This window comes from Gottfriedia sp. NPDC057991, assembly GCF_042886615.1.
In the GTDB taxonomy this organism is placed as follows: domain Bacteria; phylum Bacillota; class Bacilli; order Bacillales; family Bacillaceae_G; genus Gottfriedia.
The window spans coordinates 573,251-599,212 of sequence record NZ_JBHVQN010000001.1; the positions used below are offsets into that span (position 1 = coordinate 573,251).

Sequence of the window (25,962 nt, forward strand, 5' to 3'; positions counted from 1 at the left end):
AAACTCTAAAATTAACTGTACTTAATATAAATTCAGTAAAAAACAAACAACAAAAGGGAGAGATTTTTAAATGAAATGGTTTACTCGAATTATTCAAGGGATTTTAATTATTGCATTTCTACTGTCTGGATTTGTGAAATTAAGTGGCAATACTCAGATGTTACATGATTTTAAAGAGGTATATGGTTATTCAAAAGAGATGATGTATACGATTGGTTCATTTGAGGTGTTAGGTGCAATTGGTTTATTAGTTGGTTATTGGAAGTTGATATTAGGTAAGCTTGCTTCAGTTGGATTAGCAATTATTATGGTAGGTGCTGTATTTACTCATTTACATGCGGGTCAAGGTATGAGTGTTGCAATGGCTCCATTCATTCTGTTAGTGTTAACATTAATTGTATTATTTTCAAGAGGAGGTAAATTAAAATGAATTTTCATCAAAAGCCGAAAGTTTATGCTCCAACGGTTGAATTAAAAGTTGTAAATTTAGAGCGTTCATTAGCGTTTTATCAAGAGGTTATTGGTTTGAAAGTTTTGGAACATTCAACTACAAATGCTAGTTTAACAGCGGATGGGGTAAATGTATTAATTAAATTAGTGCAACCAGACAATGTTACACCTAGAAATGAGCAAAATACAGGATTATATCATTTTGCGTTATTAGTACCTACTCGAAAAGATTTGGGTATCGTGCTTAAGCATCTGATTGAAACTAGAAATCCACTTCAAGGTGGTTCGGATCATTTAGTTAGTGAAGCGATCTATTTAGCGGACCCAGATATGAATGGTATCGAAATTTATGCAGATCGTCCATCAGAGAATTGGCAATGGCATAATGAGTATGTCGTTATGGATAGTAAACGATTAGATGTAGAGGGGCTTTTAGCACTTGCTGAGGGTGAAGCTTTTACTGGTCTACCAACAGGAACAATTATGGGTCATATCCATTTACAAGTTTCTGATTTAAATAGCACAGAGAAGTTTTATTGTGAGGGGCTTGGATTTGATGTTGTAACGAAATATGGAAGCCAGGCATTATTTATTTCAACTGGACGTTATCATCATCACATCGGTTTAAATACTTGGCATAGTGCAGGAGGAGTTGCACCTTCTGATAGCAGTGCAGGGTTAAAGAATTTTACATTGTTATATCCAAGTGAGGAAGAAAAATCGGTGGTAGTAAACCGTTTAAAGAATATGGGAGCTTTTGTTTTTGAAGAAAACGGTGTTACATTCACAAAGGACCCTTCAGGCATAACAATCCAACTATTAGTTGGTTAATGAAAAACAAATATACAAAAAATTTGAGTATCAGACTGATTGCAAGCGCTTGTCTTTCAAGGCGCGAAGTTACCCTAGACGGTTATGAGCACCGCTCAACAGGCGAAGCAACGAAGAAATCGAGCGTTTGGCGGGCAGTCTAAAGAGACATTTTCAACTACTATGTTGTGAATGTCTCTTTTTTTCGTTTCTCATTTTTTAGTTGCATTCTATCATATTTTTTCAATAAAAATAATATATTTGAACAACATGTACATTTACTAACTATGGGAGACGGGAAGAAAAAGGGAGAGTGAAAAAGTGTTACATATTGTGGTTTGTATAAAACAAGTGCCAGATACGAAGATCATTAAGATGAATCCTAAAACGAATACGATGGACCGTGCAAGCGCTCCAGCAATATTAAATCCGTATGATGCTCATGCTGTAGAGGAAGCTGTTCGAATTAAGAATATATATGGTGGAACAGTTTCGGTTATTACCATGGGGCCACCACCTGCTGTAAAAGCCATAAGAAAATGTATTGAAATCGGTGCAGATGAAGGGTATATGATTTCAGACCGTGCATTTGCTGGGGCAGATACGTTAGCGACAAGCTATGCTTTGACGAAGGCGATTGAGAAAATAGGACAAATTCAAGCGATTGATTTAATCATTTGTGGAAAGATGACAATTGACGGTGATACTGGACAAGTTGGACCAGGTATAGCACGTCGTTTAGATATACCACCGTTAACATCAGTTAAGAAGGTTCAAGAAATTAATAAAGATGATGGATATGCAATTGTTCATCGAAAAATAGAAGATGGCCATGAAGTGATTAAAACGAGTTTACCTTGTTTATTTGCAGTTGAGAAGGAAATAAATGAAGTTCCGTATTCATCACTTACAAATATGATAAAAGCTGCAAGGTATAACCCGACAATATGGGCCGTGAAGGATTTAGAAGATATTGATATTAAACAACTAGGTTTAAAAGGTTCACCAACAATTGTATCGAAAGTATGGGCTCCGCCAAAGGCTAAAGGTGGAACGGTTTTTGAAGGAACTTCATTAGAAAAAGTAAATGAACTGATGAAGATTTTAAATGAGAAGAAAGAGTTATTTGAAGTGAAAGGAGGGGTATAAATGGATTTCTCAGAGTACAAAGGTATTTGGGTGTTTATTGAAGAAAACGATAAAGTCATAGCACCTGTGTCACTTGAATTGCTTGGAGCTGGTAAAGAATTAGCAGAAAAACGTGGTTGCGAATTAGCAGGATTATTAATTGGAGAAAATGTGAAATCGTTAGCTCCTACGTTATTTGAATACGGTGCTGACATCGTTTATGTATATGATGACCCAATTTTTAAGGATTACCGAACTGAATCTTATATGAAAGCAGTACTTGAATGTTGTAACAAATATAAGCCCGAAATCTTATTATATGGTGCAACTTCTAAAGGGAAGGATTTAGCAAGTGCTGTTGCAACTGACTTACCTACAGGTTTAACAGCCGATACAACGGTATTAGATGTTGAAGAAGATACTGGGCTATTATTAGCTAGTCGACCTGCTTTTGGTGGAAATATAATGGCAACTATTCTTTGTAAGAAATATAGACCTCAAATGGCTACAGTTCGTCCAAAGGTAATGAAAGCGCTCGCTCCTATTCCTGGCGCTGAGGGAGTTGTGATCGAAGAGGAAATTGATTTAAAAGAAGAAGATATTCGTACAAAAGTATTAGAGATTGTACGTGCAACAACTAAGAAGGTTCGCATTGATGAAGCAGATATCATCGTAGCGGGCGGCAAAGGATTAGGTAGTAAAGACGGATTTCAGTTGATTCATATGTTTGCTGAATCGATTGGAGCGGCTGTTGGAGCAAGTCGTGATGTAGTTGAAGCTGGCTGGGTTGAACATCATCATCAAGTTGGTCAGACTGGCTTAACGGTTACACCAAAAATTTATTTTGCAATTGGGATATCTGGCGCAATACAACATATTGTTGGGATGCAAAATTCAGGTCTCATTATTGCGATAAATAAAGATCCGAATGCGGCAATTTTTCAATCTTGTCATTACGGCATCGTAGGAGACGCATTTGAAATTGTACCAATGCTGATTAACCAATTCCAAGAAAGTTTTTCTTTAAAGGAGGAAAATCACGATCATGCCGGAAAAATTTGATGTAATTGTCGTTGGAGCAGGCCCAGCAGGAATTTCATGTGCATACGAACTCGCAAAAAATGGTGTTAATGTTGTCCTTATCGAAAGAGGAGAGTATCCTGGTTCGAAAAATGTTATGGGTGGCGTATTGTATCGTAAAATGATGGAGGACGTTATACCTGAATTTTGGAAGGATGCACCAATTGAGCGAGTGATTGTAGAGCAACGAGTTATGATGCTTGATAAACAATCCGCTACAACCTTTGGATATAAAGGTCTTGAATTTGCTGAAGAACCTTATAATAATTTTACTGTTCTGCGCTCAAAGTTTGATCAATGGTTTGCTCAAAAAGCAGTAGAACAAGGTGCATTATTAATCAATGAAACAGTTGTTCTCGAGTGTATTGTTGAAAACGATATGGTAGTTGGGGTAAGGACGGATCGACCAGATGGTGATTTATATGCCGATGTGGTAGTTCTGGCTGATGGCGTAAATTCACTATTAGGAAAATCTTTAGGTTTCCATAAAGAATGGAGACCAGATGAAGTTGCTTTGGCTACAATGGAAATTTTAAAGCTGGATAGTAAAATAATTCAAGATCGATTTGGTCTTGAAGGTAACCAAGGGGTAGCAATCGAGCTATTTGGAGATGCGACAAAGGGCATAGTTGGCACAGGATTTTTATATACAAATAAAGATTCTCTTAGTATTGGGGTCGGTACATTATTATCAGGAATGATTGAAAAAAAATTGAAACCGTATGATTTACTTGAATATGTTAAGAATCATCCGATGATTAGACCGTATATTCAAGGAAGCGAACCACAAGAATACCTTGCTCATTTAATTCCTGAAGGTGGGTACAAATCGATTCCTAAATTGGTAGGAAACGGAGTATTGGTAATTGGTGATGCAGCACAGTTAGTAAACGCAATTCATCGTGAAGGTTCAAATATGGCAATGACATCTGGAAGATTAGCAGCAGAGACCATTATCGAAGCAAAAGCGATTGATAACTACTCTGATGTTGCTTTAAAACCGTATGCTGATAAATTACTAAATAGCTTCGTAGGACAGGATTTGAAAAAATATAAAGATGCAACACATCATTTTGAAAAATTCCCTCAATATTTCGAGCAATATATTCCACTATTAAATAAATCTGCCAGCCAAATGTTTACAGTAGATGGTAAATCTAAATGGGAAAAACAAAAAAATATTATGAGTAATTTAGGAGGAGCAAAGGCTAAACTTAAGCTTGCGAAAGATGTATACAAAGCATGGAAGGTGATGAAATAAATGAGTGAGACAAAAAAAGAAAGTACAATCGAAGAAAAGCAGTATCTCGTTCGTTTTAATGCCGATACAAAATCGCACTTAACTGTACTAGATTCCGATATTTGTATGACAAAATGTCCCGATAAAATCTGTACGATATTTTGTCCAGCAGAAGTTTATAAATGGGAAAATATTCGAATGCATGTTGGATACGAGGGATGTCATGAATGTGGAAGCTGTAGAATAGGCTGTCCTCATCAAAATATTAAATGGGAATATCCGAAAGGTGGGCACGGAATTATATTTAGATTGGGGTGATCGGAATGTTCTCGATAGGCAACTATGTTATGTTTAGCTTAGATGGTGCTGTGGGAACGGTTATGGAAACTAAAGATAATCATTGCTTAGTAGCTTGGGAGGATCGTGTTTGTAGTTGGGCAAGTTTCGATCTACTAAGGAAAATTAGTTGCACAGAATTAATTCAACTCTTCACTCCAAAATAATTCACCTTTAAAATAACCTATAAAATATGGGGGCTATATTGGAGGTAACTATAACCTCACATATAGCCCCCAGTTACATATTAGAGCATCACAATAACCCGTATACCATAAAAACAATTCTAAATGTTCCTATTTCTATTTTCCCTTTTTTAGTTTCTATGATAGGTGCTTTTTCAGATTTTGGTTTACATGCTACATTAGTCTTACAGGATTTATTTAAGTTATCACTGTTTTTAGGTTTTGATAATTTTGGTTTTTCTTTTTGACTAGTTTCTAGTTTAGGCTGTTCAGTTTTATTAACCATCTTGGTTGGTTTAGTACTTGTGTCATTTTCTGTTGCTTCTTTATATTCTGCTTCATTTGAAGGATCTGTAAAAGAGGTAAAAATAAATAATACAAATAAGGCCCCAGCAATAATAAAATTTTTTATAGACTTTCCGTTCATTTTAAAGAATGAGATAATCCCCAATATAATAAAAAATAGGATTCCTATAAGACATAAAAATTCAATAAACGTGTACAATAGATTGCCTCCCTATATTTCGCCACATAATAAATATTCGTTATAGAGGACTAAATTACCTTTTTGAAGTGAAGTAAACCATTACTAAAGTATAGGAGTGTTCCATAAAATGAAATAATGAGTGCTATTTTCCTGTATGTAACAATTTATTTTTAGAACTTTAGTTGTTATTGTTTAAAAATTAAAAATGGGAGGGATAAACAGTACAGGATCTTTTGGACAAATAGTAAAATTTTCATAAAAAAAATAACTCCAATAGACCTAATAGTTAATTACTTTCGGTATTAATAATTTACTAGCGGAAGTCACATTCCCCCTGTTAATAACTAAATCAGACCAGTAGATAAAAATGATGTATACCTACTAATCCGATTTCAAAAGAATAAAATAAACTTTCTTCTAGAAAAAATAGCCCACTAATATGAGCTCTAACATTTAAAAGGAAGACTCCTATTAATATAGAAGTCTTTAGATAAATTTTTAATTAAGCCTGTCCACTTAAAATAAAAAGTTCCCCAAATTGTCCTCCAGTTATTTGATTTAGAATACATTATTATACAAATCTAGGGGACATTAATAGTAGTAATAAATGTAGATATATCAGCATTCCAAAACTATATACTTATAACATTTAAATACTAATGTTATTAATAGATATAGGATCTAACGACTATATCTTTTTTATTTTGAAGTCTAAGGGAAACGTTGAAACGAACATTAAGGTTAAAAGAATTAAAATTTACCTAAACTATACAATTCGAACGATATGAATGAATAAATTCAAACGTATAATTAAATTCATTAATAAAATACGAATAATATCATTGACTAAATAATAGATTGAATTTATATTTAATTTTAAATATTCAAATAATTAGGGGTGCTTAGATGGGAAATGCATTAGTGTTTCAGTCAGATTTTGGATTACTAGATGGAGCAGTTAGCGCTATGTATGGTGTTTCTTGTAATGTAAATCAAGATATAAAGATTTACGACTTGACCCATGATATACCTCAATACAATATTTGGGAAGCTTCTTACCGACTTGTACAAACAATGAATTACTGGCCAGTTGGAACAGTATTTGTTTCAGTTGTAGACCCAGGTGTAGGCTCGGATCGTAGAAGTATAGTGGCTCGCACAAATACGAATCACTTCATTATAACACCTGATAACGGAACATTAACACATGTTGGCAAAATTTATGGGATCAACCAATTAAGAGTTATTGACGAAGAAATTAATAGACTACCAAATTCAAGTGAATCTTATACTTTCCATGGAAGAGACATATTTGCTTTTACAGGTGCAAGATTAGCTTCAGGAATAATCGACTTCGAAAATATTGGTCCAGAGGTAGATTCAAATTCTTACATAAAATTACCAAGTAAAGAATGCCATAGTGAAAACAATTCGATAACAGGAACAATTGATATACTTGATGTTCGTTATGGTAGTATTTGGACGAATATTGGTCGAACAGATTTTCTCAAACAAGGCGTTTCACATGGGGACTTTGTCGAAGTACTAATTACATACCAAGGAAGAAAAGTATACAAACAAGCCGTAAAATATGGAAAATCATTTGCTGATGTAGCAATTGGAGAACCAATCTTATATGCAAACAGTCTAGATCAAATGGCAGTTGCTGTAAATCAGGGCTCGTTTACTGATGAATACGGAATTGATACAGGGATCGAATGGGAAATAACACTTAATAGTAAATAGGAAAGCTTAAGAGTATCAAATATTTGGGGTTAGTAGAAAAAGAGTTAATTTTCCTTATTCCTAAATTTTAGTAATTTTTCAATTGAATTTTAACTTAGAAGTTTACTTATATTTAAGTGGGCTTCTTTTTTTGTTGTGAATTTTAATCGCGAAATTGGAACTTTCGAAGTAGAATTTATAAGTTTATGTGAAGTGTTTCACGAAAAAATCATTTTTGATTCTATTAAATTTCGTTTATTTAGGGGATTTGTTAAATTAAAAGTAAAATTTTAGTGAACGTTTTCACAAATTATTCACAGACAATGGTATTTTTCTTTACTATAATTGGCCTTTACTTCAAGATATAATTTAAACTGTCGTTAAGGACAGCTTAGAAACTAAAGGTGGAGATTTTATTGGAATCATATTCTAAATTAGCAAGTAGATCAAGTAGGTTATTAGCAATATTGGTTGATGGATTTATAAGTTTTCTTTTTATTTTTGCCATTTCTATTATTACTGGGATGACAAAGTTTTCAACATTCTTTAATCCTACTAGAGTAGATAAATTTGATATTTGGACTTCTCTACTATCCATTGTTAGTGTCATTATATTTTATATTTTGATCCCTACATTTGTTTGGAAAGGGCAAACATTAGGAAAGCGTTGGTTAAATATTGCAATCGTTAAGAACGATGATCAGGAAGTAAATTTAAAGACGATGTTTATAAGAGAAATTTTTTTCGTTTTAGGATACATTAAAATACCATATTTTTCGTTAGTTGTAGGTTTTGTTGCATTTGTTGATCCGTTTTTCATTTTTTCTGCAGATCGAAGAACTCTACATGATTTAATTGCAAATACAAAAGTAATTGATGTTTAAAATAAAAAGAAAGCTCTCTGAGCTTTCTTTTTATTTTAAAATCTTCATCTGGCGTATATGGGCACGTGTTTCTTCAGTACCTAATTCATAAATCATCGCATAGGCTTGTTTTAAAAAATAATCATATCCATCGTTGTTTTCTTGGCTCCAATTTGTAATTGGAATGATGAAAGCAGTTTGAATACCTGCTGCTTCATCATAACTGTCAATCTGATGGAAAATTCTTTCGAGTCTATGTTTTTCATCGATTGTAGCATCGATTTCTAACTCATAAGGTGCGTCCCCTTGATTTGGAACAATTGTTTTTGCTTGAACGGATACATAATATCTCCTTTTTTCCATAAAGATCTCCCTTTTACGTATTTTTGGTTATCATTTTTATTATCTTCACCGACCAGTGCTTTATTCAAAATTAATAATCAGCTGGAATAGACCTTAAAAAGGAATTTCATAAATAATATTGAAATATAAATTTGATATTAAGATAATTTATGGATGGATAAGGGGGGAATTTATGAAGGGATTATATCGAGAATTTTTTCTTCATTTCGATATTATTGTGATGGGGGTGCTTTTTTTAGTTGGAATTATTTATAGTATAGGATTTCATTTTTCGTGGCTTACTGTCTTAATTTTCATTATAGGAATAATCTTTTTTATGTTTAGTGAGTATATAACTCATCGTTTCATTTTCCACATAAAGGCACCAAAAAATAAACTATTTCTTAAATTTATGAAAAGAATTCATTATGATCATCATACGTATCCAGATGATTTGAAATTGTTATTTTTACCGATATGGTACAGCATTCCGAATTTAGGGTCACTTTGTATCATTTATTTTTTGATATCTAGAGATCTAATACAAACGATCGCATTTGGTTCAGGTTTAGTTTTAATGTTACTAGTGTACGAATGGAAGCATTATGTAGCTCACAGGCCAATTAAACCAATAACGAAAGTAGGACGACATATTAAAAAGCTGCATATTCTGCATCATTTTAAAAATGAAAACTTTTGGTATGGCGTATCAACACCTATTTTTGATGGGATTTTTGGTACGTTGAAGGATGAGAAGGAAGTAGTAACAAGTAATACCGCGAAAGCCTTAGAAGAAAGAATGTAAACTGCAAATAAAAGAGTTATCTTGGAGGAATAATGATTTACTTATTATCTTTTTTAATTGGTGGTTGTTACGGCATTATTGCAGGTTGTACGTTTTATATTATTAAAATGATTAAAGAAAATGCCTAGTGTTTACGCTAGGTTTTTTTGTCGGTTTAAAACACCTTTTTTTTATGAATCAGTCTATTTTAATGAACTTTTACTAAAAAATTAATATTTTATTAAAATTGAAAAAACGGTAAATATTTGATTGGATGGCCTACTATACTGAGAATAAGGGGGGGGATGATTGTGTCATTGGATCGAACTCAATTAGAAAATGTTTTTAGACAGATAAAAGAAAAGAGAAATTCAAATGACTAAACTAAATTACAAAAAAATTATGCTCTTAGGATTTGGATTTTTTGCAATCAGTCTTACTTGGTCCGTCTATAATGCTTTTATGCCAAAACTTTTAAGCGATTATATAAAGTCATCTGCTTTAATCGGATTTATTATGACGTTTGATAATTATTTTGCGTTATTTTTACAACCTGCCGTTGGAATGTATAGTGATCGTTTAGATACACGATTTGGTAGAAGAATACCATTTCTAATGGTCGGTATGCCTCTTGCAGCATTATTTACCTTTTTAATTCCAGTGCATAAAACACTTTTTATGTTAATCTTTTTTATTGTGTTTATGAATTTAAGTATGAGTATTTTCCGTTCTCCAGTTATAGCACTTATGCCTGATTTAACAAGAGTTGAACAAAGAAGTAAGGCGAATAGCGTCATTAATTTTATGGGGGGAATTGGTGCTTTAATTGCATTCTTTATTGGTTCAATTTTGTGGGATCTAAATAAAGGATTTCCTTTTTACTTGGCAGGATTTTTAATGTTATTTAGCTTTCTAATTCTTTTTTTCTTTATTAGAGAAAAAAGAGATGTTCTTAATTATGAGCATGCCGAAGAAAAGGTACAATTAAGAGAGGGTTTCCGTTCAGCCATTCAGAATAAAAGTGCATTATTTCTATTGTTAGCAATTCTGAGTTGGTTCACGGGATTTAATGGAATTGAAACCTTTTTTACACGTTATGGAGAAGTTTATTTAGGGGTAAAAGTTAGTGCAGCGGCATTTTCATTTGCTTTCATATCATTAGCATTTTTAATCTTTGCAATTCCTGCCGGGTTCATTGGAACAAAAATTGGTAAGAAACGCAGCATATTAATTGGGATATTTGGAATCATGATTGGGTTTATTGTCTTATTTTTCTTAAAGGATTTATTATACATTCGAATAGTCTTTTTGGTCATGGGATGTTTTTGGGCATTAGTAAACATTAATTCATATCCTTTTTTAGCTGAGATGGCACCGATTGGATTTATTGGAACTTTCACAGGTTTATATTATTTATTTTCATCGATTGCTAATATTATCTCACCACCATTATTAGGTGCAATTATGGATCAAATTGGATTCAAATTCATGTTCTTGTACGGTTTTTTCTTTATTACAGTTTCATTCTTCATGATGCTTAAAGTAAAAGACAATCATAAAACAGTCAAAAAAAATTCAAATGCATCTATTTAAATTTGATGCTTTGAATTTTTTTATAGTTATTAAATCGATTCACATAATTAAAATTAAAAAACAAATAATAATGAATGCTGATATTTCAGTGTCTTTAAAAGAGTAATTATGAAAAAAACATAAGTTAGGAGCACTACAAAATGACAACTAATATCAACAAATTGATTGATCATACAGTTTTAAAACCTGAAACAACTAAATCTCAAATTGAAAAATTATGTCAAGAAGCAAAGGAACATAATTTTGCTTCCGTTTGTGTGAATCCAACTTGGGTCAGTCATTGTGCAAGTTTGTTAAAAGGCTCTGAAGTTTTGGTTTGTACTGTAATTGGGTTTCCTTTAGGCGCGAATACAAAAGAAACAAAAGCGTTTGAAACGAAGAATGCAATTGAAAATGGAGCCGGGGAAGTCGATATGGTTATCAATATCGGAGCTTTAAAAGATAAGGACTATGATACTGTTGAACAAGATATAGCAGCAGTTGTTAATGCAGCAAAAGGTAAAGCATTAGTAAAAGTGATTATCGAAACAAGTCTGTTAACGAATGAAGAAAAAGAAATGGCTTCTAAACTTTCTGTAAAAGCCGGAGCAGATTTCGTTAAAACATCTACAGGATTTTCAACGGGTGGTGCAACTGTAGAGGATGTAGCTTTAATGAGGAAAACAGTTGGACCTGATATTGGTGTTAAAGCATCAGGAGGAGTACGTGATATAGCAAGTGTAAATGAAATGGTTAAAGTCGGGGCAACTCGAATCGGTACAAGTAATGGAATCACGATTGTCCAAGGAAACGTAGCAACAGAAGGCTATTGATTCCTTTTAATGGCAAAGGGTGTTAAGTTTCAAACTTGACATTTACCTGTTGACCTATCAATAGTTTATGTATTATAATCGTAAAAGACATGTGGAAAAGTGTTTCTTTTTTACAGTGTTTTATTGATTGTAAGTGGTAGCTTGGAGGGAGGGAAAAGTAAGATGTCTAAAACAGTCGTTCGTAAAAACGAATCTTTAGAAGATGCTCTTCGTCGTTTTAAACGTTCAGTTTCTAAAACTGGTACGCTACAAGAAGCAAGAAAACGCGAATTTTATGAAAAGCCAAGTGTAAAACGTAAGAAAAAATCAGAGGCAGCGAGAAAACGTAAATTCTAAGAGAGGGTGTTACTATGAGTCTTCTCGAACGTTTGAATTCAGATATGAAACAAGCGATGAAGGAAAAAAACAAAGACAAGTTAGCAGTTATTCGAATGGTGAAAGCATCATTACAAAATGAAGTAATTAGCTTAGGGAATAATGTGACATTGTCAGCTGATCAAGAGTTAACAATTTTAACTCGTGAAGTGAAACAACGTAAAGACTCCCTCCTGGAATTCGAAAAAGCTGGTCGTCAAGACCTTGTGGATAAATTAAAGCAAGAGTTACTGATTCTAAACGAATACTTGCCTCAACAATTATCTGAAGAGGAACTTCTTGAAATTGTACGCGTTACAATTTCAGAAGTCGGTGCTACATCAAAAGCTGACATGGGGAAAGTAATGAGTGCAGTTATGCCTAAAGTAAAAGGACAAGCTGATGGCTCTTCTGTGAATAAAGCTGTAGCAAGTCTGTTAAAATAAACGTCTATTTTTAGACGTTTATTTTTTTGTTTTTTGAGTTACTGCAATTAAAATCCTCAAAAGTGCAATTAAATTTAACGAAACTGCAAATAAAATCTTCGAAAGTGCAAATAAAAAATCAAAACTGCAAATAAAATTTCCGGAACTGCAAAAAAAAAAATCAACCTAATTTCTTATAAAACTGTTAAGTATTCTCCTCTACAAACCTACATCTGCACCATATTCAGACTTGGTGTAAACTTTATCCTTTAATGCGCTCCACACATATCCAGTTTATGTTATAGACTAGTTAAATTAATTAAGAACCGCACTTAACCAATTTGATTTGAGTGTGAATTTCTACTCTTTATTGAAATCTGCATAATCCAATCTAGAGAAAACTCAACCGAGAATAACTTTTTGTTCTAGGTTTGTTTTGCAATATAAGTCAATGTGAAAAAATTTAACTGAGTGTGTGATTTATATCACATATAGAATTAATTTTATTCGTTATGATGAATTTAGATGGACAATGCATTTATTAATCGTCCACTTGTAAAGGAGAGATGGGAATAATGACACCGTTCGGGGACTTACATAATGATTTAGGTGGAATAGCATTTGCATTAGGTTGGTTAATAATAGTCGTACCATTCGCGTTTACATTAATCTTTATTACGAAAGAGATGGCAATAGGTGACGAAGAACGACTACAAGATGAGATTAAACAAGGGGTTCATGATTATGCTAGAACAAATAAAAAACCATTCATAACAGAAACATATGATACGCCACAAATGGATACATCCATGGCTAAAAGGCCGTTACCAATTAAGTCGTTAGGTATTATAGTAAGTGTACTCATCACCTATGTTACAGTCAAAGGGATTTACGGTGATGGAATTCGTGATATAACTTCAATCGGTCTTGTAGTAATGTGGAGTCTGTTCTTTCTCACTCAAGGGGTTCTTTGGTGGGTTACGACTTCACAAGGAAAACAAGATGTTTACCAAGATGTTACAATCCAAAGAAGAATGTAAAAACGTAAATAAAGCATTTCAACCGAGAATCGTTATTTGTTCTCGGTTTTTTTGTATCAAAAGATTTGGCTGTAACTTCTATGCCATAACTAAAAAATTAACTATGAGAGGGCTTTTGGTGAGGACATTCGGCTTCCTAATCATTTGATTGATTATCCGCACCCCATCTAGACGCCAGTACCCATAAATCTCAACTTCCTCGCCGTAATCTAAAATCAATAAACCTCACTTTTATAAAATCCAAATATTCATCTTAAATTTCCTTTACCTTTTTCTTTTTATATCATACCTTCTCAGAAATCATCATAAATATGATATGAAAGGGGGAGGAGTCTATCTTGAAAAGATTAGCGCATAATTTAAAAACATGGATGTCAAGTAAGATGGACTTACCACCAGATGTACTATTGGAATTGCCACGTATTACGATGTTAGGTCAACTACATATTTATATTGAAAACCATAGAGGGTTACTTGTGTACTCAGACAATGAATTGCGTTTGTTAATGAAGCAGGGGCAGTTGTTGATTAAGGGGAAAGATTTTGTTTTGAAGACGATGTTGCCTGAGGAGATTTTGTTGGAAGGCGAAATTGAGCATGTGTATTTTATTAATGAATAGCATCTAGAACTTACACCATGATCAGTCTAATGAACATGGGGGATTAGGATGAAAAACCAATGGACTTCAAATCTTACAGGGATGGTTCAAGTAAAAGTAATTGGGCTTGGACCAGAACGTTTTTTAAATGAATGTATGCGTAAGGGGATTCCACTTCGTGATGTGAAGAAAAGTGGAACAAATTCGATTACGTTTACAATTGAGTTGAAAGATTATAAACGGATCAAAAATATTCCTCGGAAAAAAGAATATAAAGTATATTTTATTGGTCGGAAGGGGCTTCCTTTTGAAGTTAGACGAGCTTGGAAGTATTTTGGATTTGTTGTAGGTGTTGTTGGCTTTTTATTAGTTTTATTTTTACTTTCAAATATGGTTTGGAGAATTGATATAAAAGGTGCTTCACCTGAAGTTGAGTATAAACTTCGGAAAGATTTAACTGCGATGGGCGTTAAGACTGGCGCATCTCAATTTACTTTACCTAGAATGCAAACAATCCAGAAAAAGCTACAAGATGAGAATCCGACATTAACCTGGATTGGTGTACAATTAAATGGGACTACCTTCCATTTTGAGGTAGTTGAAAAGCACATACCTAAGCCTGAGAAGGCATTAAGTCCGCGTCATATTATTGCGAGTGAAGAGGCTGTTATTTCAAGCATGTTTGTTGAAAAAGGGAAACCACTTGTAGTAAAGAATGATTTTGTGAAAAAAGGTCAAATATTAGTATCTGGAATAATCGGTACGGAAGAACATCCTATTTTAGTCCCAGCTGTTGGCAAAATCATGGGGGAAGTTTGGAGAGAGGAAATTATTAGTGTCTCTTTAGATACTCCTTTTACGGTGCTTACAGGAGAAAGAAAAACTAGTTATTATATTGGAACTAAGGAAAATAAAATAAAATTTTGGGGTTTTGATAAGAATAAATATAAGTCTTTTGAAGATGAAAGTAGTTCGTATCAATTTAAATTTATAAAATGGAAATTGCCGATCTTTTTTAGTAAAAAAACAATTCTCGAAAGTGAAAAATATGTTAGAACATACTCTAAAGTTCAGGCTGCTCAACTTGGAAAACAAATTGGTAAGAAGGAATTAATGAAAAAGTTAAGTCCAGATGCCAAGATTTTACAAGAAAAAGTTTTGCACGAGTCAATAGACAATGGTAAAGTTAATTTAAGAATGTATTATAAAGTTTTAGAAGATATCACAAAAACGAAAACTATTGTTCAAGGGGACTGAGTAATGCCAGAACAACTACTAACGATTAATCAACAAATAGAGGATCCAAACGAAGCAATTGCCTTATTTGGTACAAACGATAAGCATCTAGAAATAATTGAAAATTCGCTTGATGTTAAGATTGTGTCACGTGGTCAATCTGTACAAGTTTCAGGTACGAATGAAGATGTGAAAACGGTTGAGCAAATCATTCAAGCTCTTTTAGAGGTTATTCGAAATGGAGTGAGTATTACATCGAGGGATGTTACATACTCAATCCAGATGGCTAAAGAAGGAAGGCTGTCATCATTTGCTAGGTTGTATGACGAAGAAATTATTAAGAATTCAAAAGGAAAACCAATTCGAGTTAAGACTTTTGGACAAAGACATTATCTTCGTGCAATTCAATCAAATGATTTGGTATTTGGAATTGGACCTGCTGGTACAGGTAAAACATATCTTGCAGTTGTCATGGCTGTTCAAGCATTAAAAAATAATAAAGTAAGTAAAATTATTTTAACAAGACCTGCTGTGGAAGCTGGAGAAAGTTTAGGATTTTTACCAGGAGATTTAAAGGAAAAGGTTGACCCATATTTAAGACCACTGTATGATGCTCTACACGATGTTTTAGGGCAAGAGCATACTGTGCGTTTAATTGAAAGAGGAACAATTGAAATTGCACCTTTAGCTTATATGAGGGGACGTACTTTAGAAGATGCCTTTGTCATTTTGGATGAAGCTCAAAATACGACAATGGCTCAAATGAAGATGTTTTTGACCCGTTTAGGATTTGGCTCTAAAATGGTTATTACAGGTGACCCTTCACAAATTGATTTACCTAAAGGAGTAAAGTCGGGTTTAATATCAGCTCAAAATACACTTAAAGGTGTAGAGGGCATTGGTATGACGATCTTGGAACAAACTGACGTAGTTCGTCACCCACTAGTACAAAAGATTATTCAAGCTTATGATTTAGCAAATGAATGATTCGTAGTGACCCTACATTGATAGGGTCATTTCGTATTTTTATGATGAGGTGCATTTCTAGAAAGGGGAAACAATGAATAGTTTGCAAGCCTTAATTCAGCGTTTTAAGAATCAAACTCTTGTCATATTACTATGTACCATTGCATTTGGCTTATTAAGTTTTCTTCTTTTAGTTAGTCATGTTAGACCGGTAAAATACGACATTCAGCTATTATCAATTGCTGATGATAATATTTATTCACCTATCACGATTGAGGATAAAGGAGCTACTGCTAAAAAGCGACTTGAGGCTGCAGCAAGAGTTGAGGATGTATATAAATATGAGGAAAGTTATACACAAAAACGTATAGACATAGTCAATTCAATTTTTGATATTGTAACAGAAGTAAAAAATGAAAATGCAAAGAGTGATAATCTTAAAGGACAAGCATTAATTGATAAAGAAACAAGTGATGTAAAGAAAAAACTGCCTGACGATATTCGTAAAAACTTAGAAGATAGTGTATTTAGCACTTTAGTTAAATCGTCAGATGAACAGTTAAATATTACTAAAGCTTCGTTAAATACAGCCATTAATAATGTAATGTCTGAGGAAATTACTACGAGCCAAATCGAAGAATCTCGTGGAAAGCTGAGAAATGAATTATCATATGTAAGCGTTAATCCTTCACTAAAGGATGCGATGATCTCAATTGGTGAATTTGCGATTGTGCCAAACTACTTTTTTGATGCAGAGGAGACAAAAGAGAGAAAACGTCTAGAAAGTGAAAGTGTAGATAGTGTCTATATTTTACAAGGACAAGTCTTAGTAAAAGCAGGAGAAACAATTACAAAGGAAAAATATGATCAATTAAAATTAGTTGGCTTAATAAAAAACAAACAGTCAATTCAACCGTATATTGGATTAATTTTATTAATTGGAGTATTGGCGTACTTCGTATTGAAACAAACGGCATCTTTAAAAGAAAAAGGGAATATATACATCGTTACATATTATAGCATTGTAATTTTTACAATCTTAATTTTGAAGATTGTAAGCTTGTTTCAAAAGGTTGAGTTTTCAGGGCTTGTTTATGTAGCTCCAGTTGCGATAGGGACTTTATTGATAAAGTTTTTATTAGGTAATCGATATTTAATGGTTTCGTCGATTATATTCTCTATTTGCGGTAGTTTAATGTTTAACGAAGATGTAAATGGCGCAATTAACTACTCGACTGGAATCTATATTTTATTTAGTTCAATCACCGTTTTATTTTTAAATGAGGTTAAAAATAAACGTTCAATGATTCTCCATGCTGGATTTTTAATTTCGCTTGTTAATATTGCTACTCTGTTTTCTTTAATCTTAATTCGGAATGGTCAATATTCATCAGTCGAAGTTGGGATTTATTTATTAATGGGACTTACTTCTGGAGTTTTATCAAGTGTCATTACGATGGGGATTTTACCTTTTGTAGAAGATTCGTTTGGAATGGTGTCCTCATTTAAACTTGTTGAGTTGGGTAGTCCAAATCATCCTTTATTAAGAAAAATTTTATTAGAGGCTCCGGGTACATATCATCATAGTATTATGGTTGCAAATTTAGCTGAAGGTGCTTGTGAAGCGATCGGTGCAAATGGTTTGTTAGCTAGGGTTGGAGCATATTATCATGATATAGGTAAAACGAATAATCCAGGATTCTTTATAGAAAATCAAATGGGTGGTCATAATCCTCATGATCGTATTAAACCGATTCAAAGTAAAGATATCATTTTGAGGCATGTAAGTGATGGTGTAAAAATACTAAAAAAATATAATTTGCCAAAAGATATTATTGATATTGCAGCGGAGCATCATGGTACAACCTTATTAAAGTATTTTTACTATAAGGAAAAAGAGACGAACCCTGATGTTAAAGAAATTGATTTTAGATATCCTGGTCCAAAAGCACATTCAAAGGAATCGGCAATTGTAGGAATTGCTGATAGTGTTGAAGCAGCAGTTCGTTCGCTAAAAGATCCTGATATGCAAAAAATCGAGTTATTAGTTTCTTCCATTATGAATGATCGTTTGAATGATGGTCAGTTTGCAATGTGTGAATTAAATTTAAAAGAATTACATATTGTTGAGAAATCATTGTGTGAGACTTTAAAAGGAACTTTCCATTCAAGAATACAGTATCCAGATGAAAGATAAGGTGAGATAATGGTTCAATTAGAAATTGATTTTATAGATGAAACAAATGAAGTGACTAACGAACAGCAATCTGATATAAAGGGTTTACTAGAGTGTGCACTTGAATATGAGGGTGTGACTGGTGAAGTTGAAATTGCAGTTTCATTTGTAGATGATGAAAGAATTCATGAAATTAATAAAGAGTATCGAGAGAAAGATCGTGCTACTGATGTTATTTCATTTCCAATGGAAGAATTAGGAGAAGGCGAAATTGAAATAATCGGAGCTGACTTACCACGTACTTTAGGTGATATTGTCATTTCAATTCCTACTACTAAGAGACAAGCTGAGGAGTATGGTCATTCATTCCGCCGTGAATTAGGTTTTTTAGCAGTGCACGGATGTTTACATTTACTAGGTTATGATCATATGAATGAAGCCGATGAGAAAGTGATGTTTACAAAACAGAAGGAAATATTAGAAAAATATGGCCTTGAAAGACTCTAAAAAAAGAGCGCCATTATTTAAATCTTTTGGTTTTGCATTTAGTGGTATTTTTAAAGTCATTAAGGATGAAAGAAATATAAAAATCCACTTATTTGCAGCACTCATTTCAATCGGCCTTGCGTTTTATTTACATATTAGTCGAATAGATTGGTTAATCCTTCTGCTTATTATTACAATTGTCATTTCGCTAGAGCTTGTTAATTCTTCAATTGAAGCAGTTGTAGATTTAGCGTCACCTAATAAACATCCTTTAGCAAAAAAAGCGAAGGATGTGGCAGCTGGTGCGGTTTTAGTCGCTGCAATTGTTTCAATCATTATAGGTGCTTTGCTATTTTTTCCGTATTTTACTATACTACGTTAATAAGACCCTACTTTCGTGTTCGGGCTTATAATAGGAGGCTACATAAATGGATAAACAACAACCTATAAATGAAGCGATAAAAGCTAGATTAAACGCATATGTACCATATTCGAAATTTCAAGTTGGTGCAGCATTGCTTACAAAGGATGGTCAAGTTATTCGTGGTTGTAACATAGAAAATGCATCATATGGTCTAACAAATTGTGCAGAACGAACTGCATTATTTAAAGCATATTCAAATGGCATTACGGAGTTTTCAGCAGTGGCAGTAGTCGCTGATACCGAGGGACCAGTTGCGCCATGTGGGGCATGCCGTCAAGTTTTATTTGAACTTGCTGGTCCAGATACAGTCGTATATTTATCGAACTTAAATGGAGTAATCCAAGAAACAACAGTAAAAGAATTATTGCCAGGAGCATTTACATCGGAGGATTTGAATGAATAAAGAAAGTTATAAATCAGGTTTTGTCTCAATTATAGGTAGACCAAATGTAGGGAAAAGTACATTCCTAAATCGAGTAATTGGTCAAAAAATAGCTATAATGAGTGATAAGCCTCAAACTACTCGTAATAAAATTCAAGGCGTTTTTACAGAAGATGATGCACAAATTGTCTTTATAGATACGCCAGGAATCCATAAACCAAAACACAAACTTGGTGATTTTATGGTAAAGGTAGCTCAAGATTCAATTAAGGATGTTGATGCTACGTTATTTATGATAAATGCCAATGAAGGATTTGGTCGTGGAGATGAATTCATTATTGAGAAGCTGCAAGGAAGTCGTAGTCCAGTTATTTTAGTCATTAATAAAATTGATACAATTCATCCTGAACAGCTATTTGATTTAATCAATAAATACAAAGATTTATTCCAATTTGCTGAAATTGTTCCAATCTCAGCATTACAAGGGAATAATGTCGATCGCTTATTAAAAGTTATTAAAACTTATTTACCAGAAGGTCCGCAATATTATCCAGCAAATCAAGTAACAGATCATCCTGAAAGATTTATCATTTCAGAATTAATAAGAGAAAAAGTATTGCATTTGACTAGAGAAGAGGTTCCACATTCAATTGCTGTTATTATTGAGCAAATTGAAAGAAGACCAGAAGGAAATGCAATATACGTGAATGCAACAATTGTGGTTGAAAGATCTTCCCAAAAAGGAATCATTATCGGTAAGCAAGGTAGCATGTTAAAAGAGGTTGGTAAGCGTGCTCGTTTAGATATAGAAAACTTGCTTGATACAAAAGTATTCTTAGAGTTATGGGTTAAGGTTCAAAAAGATTGGCGTAATCGTATGTCTCAATTAAGAGATTTAGGTTTCCGTGAGGATGAGTATTAAAAGGCAAAAATCAAGAGGTTGGGCTTAGAATCAGGGGTCTAGTAATATTTCCATTTATTCAAAAAGCCCACCACATTTCTCTTGGATTTGCAAGCTTTTTATTTGTTATTTTTATAAATTTTATACACATGAAAATCGGGAGAGAAGGTCACATTATAAGTAAGCAGGGAAAGTAATTGGCTATAGGTAATGAGCAATGAGTTGTAGCTATTCTTGAAAGGTGGTTTCTCAATGTTGAATTTTACCTGGGATGTCTTTTCTAAAACTGGAAATGTTGAGACATATTTATTGTTTAAGCAGCTTGAACAGGAACATGTGGATCAGAAAAGTTACATTGATGAAGAAATAGCTGATATTGATTCCCTACATACTTAACCTTCATCCAATTGGATGGTGAGTTAAATGTTACAGCGTGTAGAAGGAATTGTATTACGGGCAAACGCTTATGGAGAATCAAATGTTATTATTACTCTTTTAACAAGAGAATTAGGTAAGATAGGAGTTGTGGCAAGAGGAGCAAAGAAGACGAATAGTCGACTTGCTTCTGTTACACAACTCTTTACATATGGGTCGTTTTTAATTCAAAAAGGATCTGGATTAGGTACATTAAGTCAAGGAGAACTAATTGATTCATATCGTGAATTAAGAAGTGATTTAGTAGCAACTGCGTATGCTTCGATTGTTGTAGAACTTACAGATAAAGCTGTTGAAGAGAAAAAAAATAATCCGTATTTATTTGAATTAGTCCTTCAATTACTACAGCACATGAATGAAGGTGCAGACGCTGAAGTTTTGACTTATTTATTTATGACGAAAATGATACCTGTATTAGGATATCACCCATTTTTTGATCAATGCGTAAATTGTAGATGTAGTGCAAATGAAAATATATTTGTAGCCTTTTCTGTTAAAGAAGGTGGGTTTTTATGTCAGCGTTGTAAACGGACTGATCCATATGCATTTTCAGTTACTGAAAAGTCGGTTAAGTTAATGAGGTTATTTTATCATTTTGATGTAAATCGACTTGGCAAAATTGAGGTTAGTGAAGCAACAAAGAAAAACTTACAACAAATTTTATTTTCTTATTATGATGAATATAGTGGAATCTATTTAAAGTCACGCAAATTTTTAGAGCAATTAAAAAATATGGATAATTTTCTGAAAACTGATAAAAATTCAGAAACCTAAGGAAGGAAATAGGCTACCTATTTCCTTCTTTCTTTTTTAAATTGTAAAAATAGTATATAATATTTATTAGAGAGTATAACATATTGGATAGTTAGGGGTGAGAGAAATCGAACTGACAAAGCGACAAACTCAAATACTTGAAATAGTAAAAAGTAATGGACCAATTACAGGTGAACATATAGCTGATAAGCTAGCACTTACAAGAGCTACGCTTCGCCCTGATTTAGCTATTCTTACAATGACTGGTTTTTTAGAAGCAAGACCACGAGTAGGATATTATTACACGGGAAGAACAAGCGGTGCACAGGTCATTGACAGAATAAAAAAATTGACTGTAAAGGAATATCAGGCGATTCCTGTTGTAGTAGATCGAAGTTCATCAGTGTATGATGCGATCGTTACAATGTTTCTTGAGGATGTAGGAACGTTATTTGTTGTTGATCAAAATTCGGTTTTAACCGGAGTACTTTCGAGAAAAGACTTACTCCGTGCAAGTATAGGAAATAAAGATTTGCATACATTACCCGTAGATATTATCATGACGAGGATGCCAAACATTACAATTTGCTATAAAGATGATACAATTCATAATGTAGCTAAGAGTTTAATTGAAAAACAAATTGATGCTGTCCCTGTTGTTCGTGAAAGTGAGCATGGACTTGAGGTAATTGGTCGATTTACAAAAACAAATTTTACTCGTGCGATTGTAGACTTAATGAACAATGATATGTTTTAGTAAAGTTAAGAGGTGAACATATGGGCAATTCAATCGTTTATGTTGTATCAGATTCTGTTGGTGAAACAGCAGAGCATGTCGTAAAGGCGGCTATTAGTCAATTTCATCAAAAATTCGAGATTAGACGTGTACCATACGTTGAAGATAATGCAACATTAATTGAAATAGTTCAAGTAGCAAAAGAAAATAATGGTATTATTGTATTTACATTAGTAAAACCTGATATGAGAAAGAAATTATTAGAAGAAGCGCAAAGTGCTGGAGTAATCGTATATGACTTAATCGGTCCATTAATCGATAAAATTTCAACGATTCATAAACTTGAACCTAGAAATGAACCTGGTGTTGTTCGCAAACTAGATGAAGATTATTTCCAACGTATAGAGGCAATTGAATTTGCGGTTAAATATGATGATGGAAGAGACCCAAGAGGTATTGAAAAAGCTGATATAGTCTTAATCGGTGTATCTAGAACATCAAAGACTCCTTTATCACAATATCTTGCTCATAAAGGATTTAAAGTTGCCAATGTGCCTTTAGTTCCAGAAGTAGATCCACCAGAACAACTACTTAAAGTTCCAAAAGAAAAGTGCATTGGGTTAATGATTTCTCCAGAAAAGTTAAACCATATTCGAAAAGAAAGATTAATTTCATTAGGACTGCACGACGGAGCTAGTTATGCTAATATTTCAAGAATTGAAGAAGAACTAAAACATTTCAATAATGTTGTTAAACAAATTGGCTGTAAAGTTGTAGATGTTTCAAGTAAGGCAGTAGAAGAATCCGCTAATGTTATTTTAAATTATTATTATCAAAATAAGCAGATAAGATAATTTTTTAGAAATTATAAATGATGATTGATCTTGTTAGACAGACACATTAGAGTAATCTAATGTGTTTTCATCTTTTTTAAATAGGAATTTCAATAAATTAGGATCGTATGTAAAAGTTAAGATTCTTTAGTGCTTATTGCTAGATTTCCTAATTAAAATAGATTATAATAAAAAATTGTATGAAATGAACTAATAATAGGTTTAACTTTTTATACTTACGAATAAACTATGAATATGTGCTTCCTAGTTTATTGAAAGATGGAAATAAAACTACATAAATCGATACATGTTTTGAAGGAATTACAAAAGACGTGTAGAAATTAATCATAAGCGATAAATAAATGGGTTAATGAAAACCAGAACTAGCAGTTGAATGCAATGCTTATGAACTACTGTTTAGCACTTCTTTTTTAGAAAATTATTAATTCATATATGACTTAATAGAGTGAATTAACTTAAGTTTTAATATATGGAAATATTTTTGTCGAATCATGAAGGAATACAGTGAGTTTTATCGAATAAAATAGTATATGGAGCTGTCAATATGGGAAACAGAATTCCCGATGAACTTGTCGAGCAGGTTCGTCAGTCAGTCGACATAGTTGATGTAGTAAGTGAGTATGTTCCTCTGAAAAAACAAGGAAGAAATTATTTTGGACTTTGTCCTTTTCATGGAGAAAGCACACCATCTTTTTCTGTGTCTCCTGAAAAACAAATTTTTCATTGTTTTGGATGCGGTGCTGGAGGAAATGCGATTTCTTTCATTATGCAGCTTGAAGGACTGAACTTTCAAGAATCTGTCCATCAGCTTGCAAAAAAGACAAATATCACTTTACCTTCAGATACAGTTGACACAGTCAATAATCCACAATCTACTGAGCAAGGCATTATGCTTGAAGCTCATGAGTTTGTCAAAAAGTACTATCATCATCTATTAGTTAACACAACAGAAGGTAAACAGGCGTTAGAATACCTACTTAACAGAGGGATTTCTAAAGAGGAAATAAAGCACTTTGAGCTTGGTGTTGCTTTAGATTCTTGGGATGCTGTTACTAAGGTGTTAGAAAAACGTGGCTATCCAATGCCGGTCATGGAGAAAGCTGGTCTAGTTGTTCGAAGTGAACGTGATGGTAATTACTATGATCGATTTCGAAATCGATTAATTTTTCCGATTCATAACCATCAAGGGAAAATTGTTGCATTCAGTGGAAGAATAATGGGTGAAGGATCACCAAAATATTTAAATAGTCCTGAATCTTCAATGTTCCATAAAGGAAAATTATTATATCAATTTTACCAAGCAAAGAATGTCATGCGAAAGCAAAATCGGGCAATCTTAATGGAAGGTTTTGCAGATGTCATTTCTGCGTTTAGAGCTGGTGTCCATGATGCAGTTGCAACCATGGGAACTTCATTAACAGAGGATCAAGCAAAGGTCTTAAAAACATCTGTTGATCAAATTATCATATGCTATGATTCAGATCAAGCTGGTATTAACGCAACTGAAAAAGCAGCTAAAGTTCTTCAAAAAGAAGGATTTACAATTAAAGTTGCACAAATGCCTGATGGCTTAGATCCCGATGAATATATAAGACAATTTGGTCCAGAAAAATTTAATACCTCTATTATTGAAGCTAGTGTATCATTAATGAGTTTTAAAATGCAATATCATCGAAAAGGAAAAAATCTTTTAGATGAAACTGTTAAATTTCAGTATATAAAAGAAATGCTACAAGAAATTGCTAAACTAAGTCAACTGATTGAACAAGATTATTACTTAAATCAACTCTCAAAAGAGTTTTCTATCTCGATTGAAGTACTTAAGAAGGAATTTGGACAATATAGTAATCAGGCAAATCGTATATCTAATGTAACAGAAGTAAAAACTGATATCAAACGCGATATTACTACTAAGACACTTCTTCCTGCACATGTTCGAGCTGAACAATTACTTTTAGCTCATATGTTAAATAGCAGTGACGTGGCTGAAAAAGTAAGACAGCAATATCAGGGTCTATTCTACAATAATGATTATTCCGAGATTATAATCCATCTTTATGCTTATTATGAAGAGGGCAATGAGTCTAATATTAGTAAATTTATGAATTACCTTCCTTCAAAAAGGTTACTTGAAGTAGTTTCAAAAATTGTCAATTTACAGATAGCACCTGAACTAACAGAGCGAGAGTTAAAGGATTATTTAGATGCATTAAACAACTATGATAAACAACAACGTATACGTGAAAAAGAAATAGATCTGAAAAAAGCTGAACGTGAAGGAGATTTTGTAAAAGCTGCAACGATTCTCCAACAAATCACACAGCTAAGATCTAGTATGAAATATGTTAAATGATTCGCGA

Annotated in this window: 30 protein-coding genes; 28 read left to right on the forward strand and 2 right to left on the reverse strand. The window is 33.1% G+C overall.

The annotated features are described in order from the left end of the window. The first annotated feature begins 70 nt into the window (after positions 1 to 70). From ACFVR2_RS02745 to ACFVR2_RS02775, 7 genes are all read left to right on the forward strand, one after another. A complete protein-coding gene (locus tag ACFVR2_RS02745; RefSeq protein WP_387358708.1) occupies positions 71 to 430 on the forward strand; it encodes a DoxX family protein in 360 nt (119 codons plus the stop codon). Then, a complete protein-coding gene (locus tag ACFVR2_RS02750; protein WP_387358710.1) occupies positions 427 to 1,281 on the forward strand; it encodes a VOC family protein in 855 nt (284 codons plus the stop codon). The genes ACFVR2_RS02745 and ACFVR2_RS02750 overlap by 4 nt, the downstream gene beginning before the upstream one ends. A 300-nt stretch (positions 1,282 to 1,581) precedes the next feature. Beyond that, complete coding sequence (locus tag ACFVR2_RS02755; protein ID WP_387358712.1) at positions 1,582 to 2,409, forward strand: electron transfer flavoprotein subunit beta/FixA family protein; 828 nt, start codon at positions 1,582 to 1,584, stop codon at positions 2,407 to 2,409. After that, positions 2,410 to 3,450: an electron transfer flavoprotein subunit alpha/FixB family protein gene (locus ACFVR2_RS02760; protein ID WP_098428894.1), complete on the forward strand. Its 1,041-nt coding sequence runs from the start codon at positions 2,410 to 2,412 to the stop codon at positions 3,448 to 3,450. It abuts the gene before it with no gap. Beyond that, positions 3,434 to 4,729, forward strand: coding sequence for an FAD-dependent oxidoreductase (locus ACFVR2_RS02765; protein WP_387358714.1), 1,296 nt, complete (start codon positions 3,434 to 3,436; stop codon positions 4,727 to 4,729). Before ACFVR2_RS02760 ends, ACFVR2_RS02765 begins: the two co-directional genes overlap by 17 nt. Beyond that, the gene (locus ACFVR2_RS02770; RefSeq protein WP_025568180.1) at positions 4,730 to 5,026 is read left to right on the forward strand and encodes a ferredoxin family protein; all 297 of its coding nucleotides are present in this window, start codon (positions 4,730 to 4,732) and stop codon (positions 5,024 to 5,026) included. Positions 5,027 to 5,031: 5 nt separating this feature from the next. Beyond that, complete coding sequence (locus ACFVR2_RS02775) at positions 5,032 to 5,211, forward strand: tudor domain-containing protein (RefSeq protein ID WP_129688397.1); 180 nt, start codon at positions 5,032 to 5,034, stop codon at positions 5,209 to 5,211. 88 nt (positions 5,212 to 5,299) lie between these two features. On the opposite strand, the gene ACFVR2_RS02780 is transcribed toward ACFVR2_RS02775, so the two are convergent. Continuing rightward, the gene (locus ACFVR2_RS02780; RefSeq protein WP_387358716.1) at positions 5,300 to 5,734 is read right to left on the reverse strand and encodes a hypothetical protein; all 435 of its coding nucleotides are present in this window, start codon (positions 5,732 to 5,734) and stop codon (positions 5,300 to 5,302) included. 888 nt (positions 5,735 to 6,622) lie between these two features. Between ACFVR2_RS02780 and ACFVR2_RS02785 the strand changes: the two genes are divergently transcribed. Both ACFVR2_RS02785 and ACFVR2_RS02790 read left to right on the forward strand, forming a co-directional pair. Then, positions 6,623 to 7,462 (forward strand): SAM hydrolase/SAM-dependent halogenase family protein, encoded by an 840-nt coding sequence (locus ACFVR2_RS02785; RefSeq protein ID WP_387358718.1) that lies wholly within the window; start codon positions 6,623 to 6,625, stop codon positions 7,460 to 7,462. A 395-nt stretch (positions 7,463 to 7,857) separates the two neighbouring features. Next, on the forward strand, positions 7,858 to 8,325 hold the full coding sequence (locus tag ACFVR2_RS02790) for an RDD family protein (RefSeq protein ID WP_387358720.1): 468 nt from the start codon (positions 7,858 to 7,860) through the stop codon (positions 8,323 to 8,325). 30 nt (positions 8,326 to 8,355) lie between these two features. Here ACFVR2_RS02790 and ACFVR2_RS02795 read toward each other — a convergent pair whose 3' ends face one another. Then, complete coding sequence (locus ACFVR2_RS02795) at positions 8,356 to 8,667, reverse strand: hypothetical protein (protein ID WP_098233197.1); 312 nt, start codon at positions 8,665 to 8,667, stop codon at positions 8,356 to 8,358. 172 nt (positions 8,668 to 8,839) lie between these two features. Here ACFVR2_RS02795 and ACFVR2_RS02800 point away from each other — a divergent pair, with 172 nt between their 5' ends. The 19 genes from ACFVR2_RS02800 to dnaG all read left to right on the forward strand — a co-directional run bounded on the left by ACFVR2_RS02800 (position 8,840) and on the right by dnaG (position 25,955). Further along, a complete protein-coding gene (locus ACFVR2_RS02800) occupies positions 8,840 to 9,451 on the forward strand; it encodes a sterol desaturase family protein (protein ID WP_387358722.1) in 612 nt (203 codons plus the stop codon). A 354-nt stretch (positions 9,452 to 9,805) separates the two neighbouring features. Then, a complete protein-coding gene (locus tag ACFVR2_RS02805; protein WP_387358724.1) occupies positions 9,806 to 11,023 on the forward strand; it encodes an MFS transporter in 1,218 nt (405 codons plus the stop codon). A gap of 140 nt (positions 11,024 to 11,163) precedes the next feature. Beyond that, positions 11,164 to 11,835: a deoxyribose-phosphate aldolase gene (gene deoC, locus ACFVR2_RS02810; RefSeq protein ID WP_387358726.1), complete on the forward strand. Its 672-nt coding sequence runs from the start codon at positions 11,164 to 11,166 to the stop codon at positions 11,833 to 11,835. A gap of 162 nt (positions 11,836 to 11,997) precedes the next feature. Beyond that, a complete protein-coding gene (gene rpsU / locus ACFVR2_RS02815; RefSeq protein WP_003152957.1) occupies positions 11,998 to 12,171 on the forward strand; it encodes a 30S ribosomal protein S21 in 174 nt (57 codons plus the stop codon). 14 nt (positions 12,172 to 12,185) lie between these two features. After that, the gene (locus tag ACFVR2_RS02820; RefSeq protein WP_387358728.1) at positions 12,186 to 12,635 is read left to right on the forward strand and encodes a GatB/YqeY domain-containing protein; all 450 of its coding nucleotides are present in this window, start codon (positions 12,186 to 12,188) and stop codon (positions 12,633 to 12,635) included. A gap of 554 nt (positions 12,636 to 13,189) precedes the next feature. Next, entirely contained in the window at positions 13,190 to 13,654 is a 465-nt protein-coding gene (locus ACFVR2_RS02825) for a hypothetical protein (RefSeq protein ID WP_387358730.1), read from the forward strand. A 371-nt stretch (positions 13,655 to 14,025) separates the two neighbouring features. Beyond that, positions 14,026 to 14,274, forward strand: coding sequence for a sporulation protein YqfC (gene yqfC / locus ACFVR2_RS02830; RefSeq protein ID WP_088011443.1), 249 nt, complete (start codon positions 14,026 to 14,028; stop codon positions 14,272 to 14,274). A gap of 48 nt (positions 14,275 to 14,322) precedes the next feature. Next, a complete protein-coding gene (yqfD, locus tag ACFVR2_RS02835) occupies positions 14,323 to 15,510 on the forward strand; it encodes a sporulation protein YqfD (RefSeq protein ID WP_387358732.1) in 1,188 nt (395 codons plus the stop codon). 3 nt (positions 15,511 to 15,513) lie between these two features. Next, on the forward strand, positions 15,514 to 16,476 hold the full coding sequence (locus ACFVR2_RS02840; protein WP_387358734.1) for a PhoH family protein: 963 nt from the start codon (positions 15,514 to 15,516) through the stop codon (positions 16,474 to 16,476). 73 nt (positions 16,477 to 16,549) lie between these two features. Further along, entirely contained in the window at positions 16,550 to 18,652 is a 2,103-nt protein-coding gene (locus ACFVR2_RS02845) for an HD family phosphohydrolase (RefSeq protein WP_387358736.1), read from the forward strand. 9 nt (positions 18,653 to 18,661) lie between these two features. Continuing rightward, complete coding sequence (gene ybeY, locus ACFVR2_RS02850) at positions 18,662 to 19,138, forward strand: rRNA maturation RNase YbeY (protein WP_387358738.1); 477 nt, start codon at positions 18,662 to 18,664, stop codon at positions 19,136 to 19,138. Then, positions 19,119 to 19,499 carry a diacylglycerol kinase family protein gene (locus ACFVR2_RS02855; RefSeq protein ID WP_129688407.1) on the forward strand — a complete coding sequence of 127 codons (381 nt, stop codon included), beginning with the start codon at positions 19,119 to 19,121 and terminating at the stop codon, positions 19,497 to 19,499. Before ybeY ends, ACFVR2_RS02855 begins: the two co-directional genes overlap by 20 nt. Positions 19,500 to 19,545: 46 nt before the next feature. Beyond that, complete coding sequence (locus ACFVR2_RS02860; RefSeq protein WP_387358740.1) at positions 19,546 to 19,944, forward strand: cytidine deaminase; 399 nt, start codon at positions 19,546 to 19,548, stop codon at positions 19,942 to 19,944. Beyond that, the gene (gene era / locus ACFVR2_RS02865; protein ID WP_098860846.1) at positions 19,937 to 20,845 is read left to right on the forward strand and encodes a GTPase Era; all 909 of its coding nucleotides are present in this window, start codon (positions 19,937 to 19,939) and stop codon (positions 20,843 to 20,845) included. The genes ACFVR2_RS02860 and era overlap by 8 nt, the downstream gene beginning before the upstream one ends. A 231-nt stretch (positions 20,846 to 21,076) precedes the next feature. Next, positions 21,077 to 21,220: a YqzL family protein gene (locus ACFVR2_RS02870; RefSeq protein ID WP_069034173.1), complete on the forward strand. Its 144-nt coding sequence runs from the start codon at positions 21,077 to 21,079 to the stop codon at positions 21,218 to 21,220. Positions 21,221 to 21,247: 27 nt separating this feature from the next. Then, positions 21,248 to 22,033, forward strand: coding sequence for a DNA repair protein RecO (gene recO, locus ACFVR2_RS02875; RefSeq protein WP_387358742.1), 786 nt, complete (start codon positions 21,248 to 21,250; stop codon positions 22,031 to 22,033). A gap of 97 nt (positions 22,034 to 22,130) precedes the next feature. Further along, positions 22,131 to 22,769, forward strand: a complete 639-nt coding sequence (gene ccpN / locus ACFVR2_RS02880; protein WP_387358744.1) for a transcriptional regulator CcpN — start codon at positions 22,131 to 22,133, stop codon at positions 22,767 to 22,769. A gap of 20 nt (positions 22,770 to 22,789) precedes the next feature. Then, positions 22,790 to 23,602: a pyruvate, water dikinase regulatory protein gene (locus tag ACFVR2_RS02885; protein WP_335474492.1), complete on the forward strand. Its 813-nt coding sequence runs from the start codon at positions 22,790 to 22,792 to the stop codon at positions 23,600 to 23,602. Positions 23,603 to 24,146: 544 nt separating this feature from the next. Then, on the forward strand, positions 24,147 to 25,955 hold the full coding sequence (dnaG, locus tag ACFVR2_RS02890) for a DNA primase (protein WP_387358747.1): 1,809 nt from the start codon (positions 24,147 to 24,149) through the stop codon (positions 25,953 to 25,955). Positions 25,956 to 25,962 lie beyond the last annotated feature (7 nt).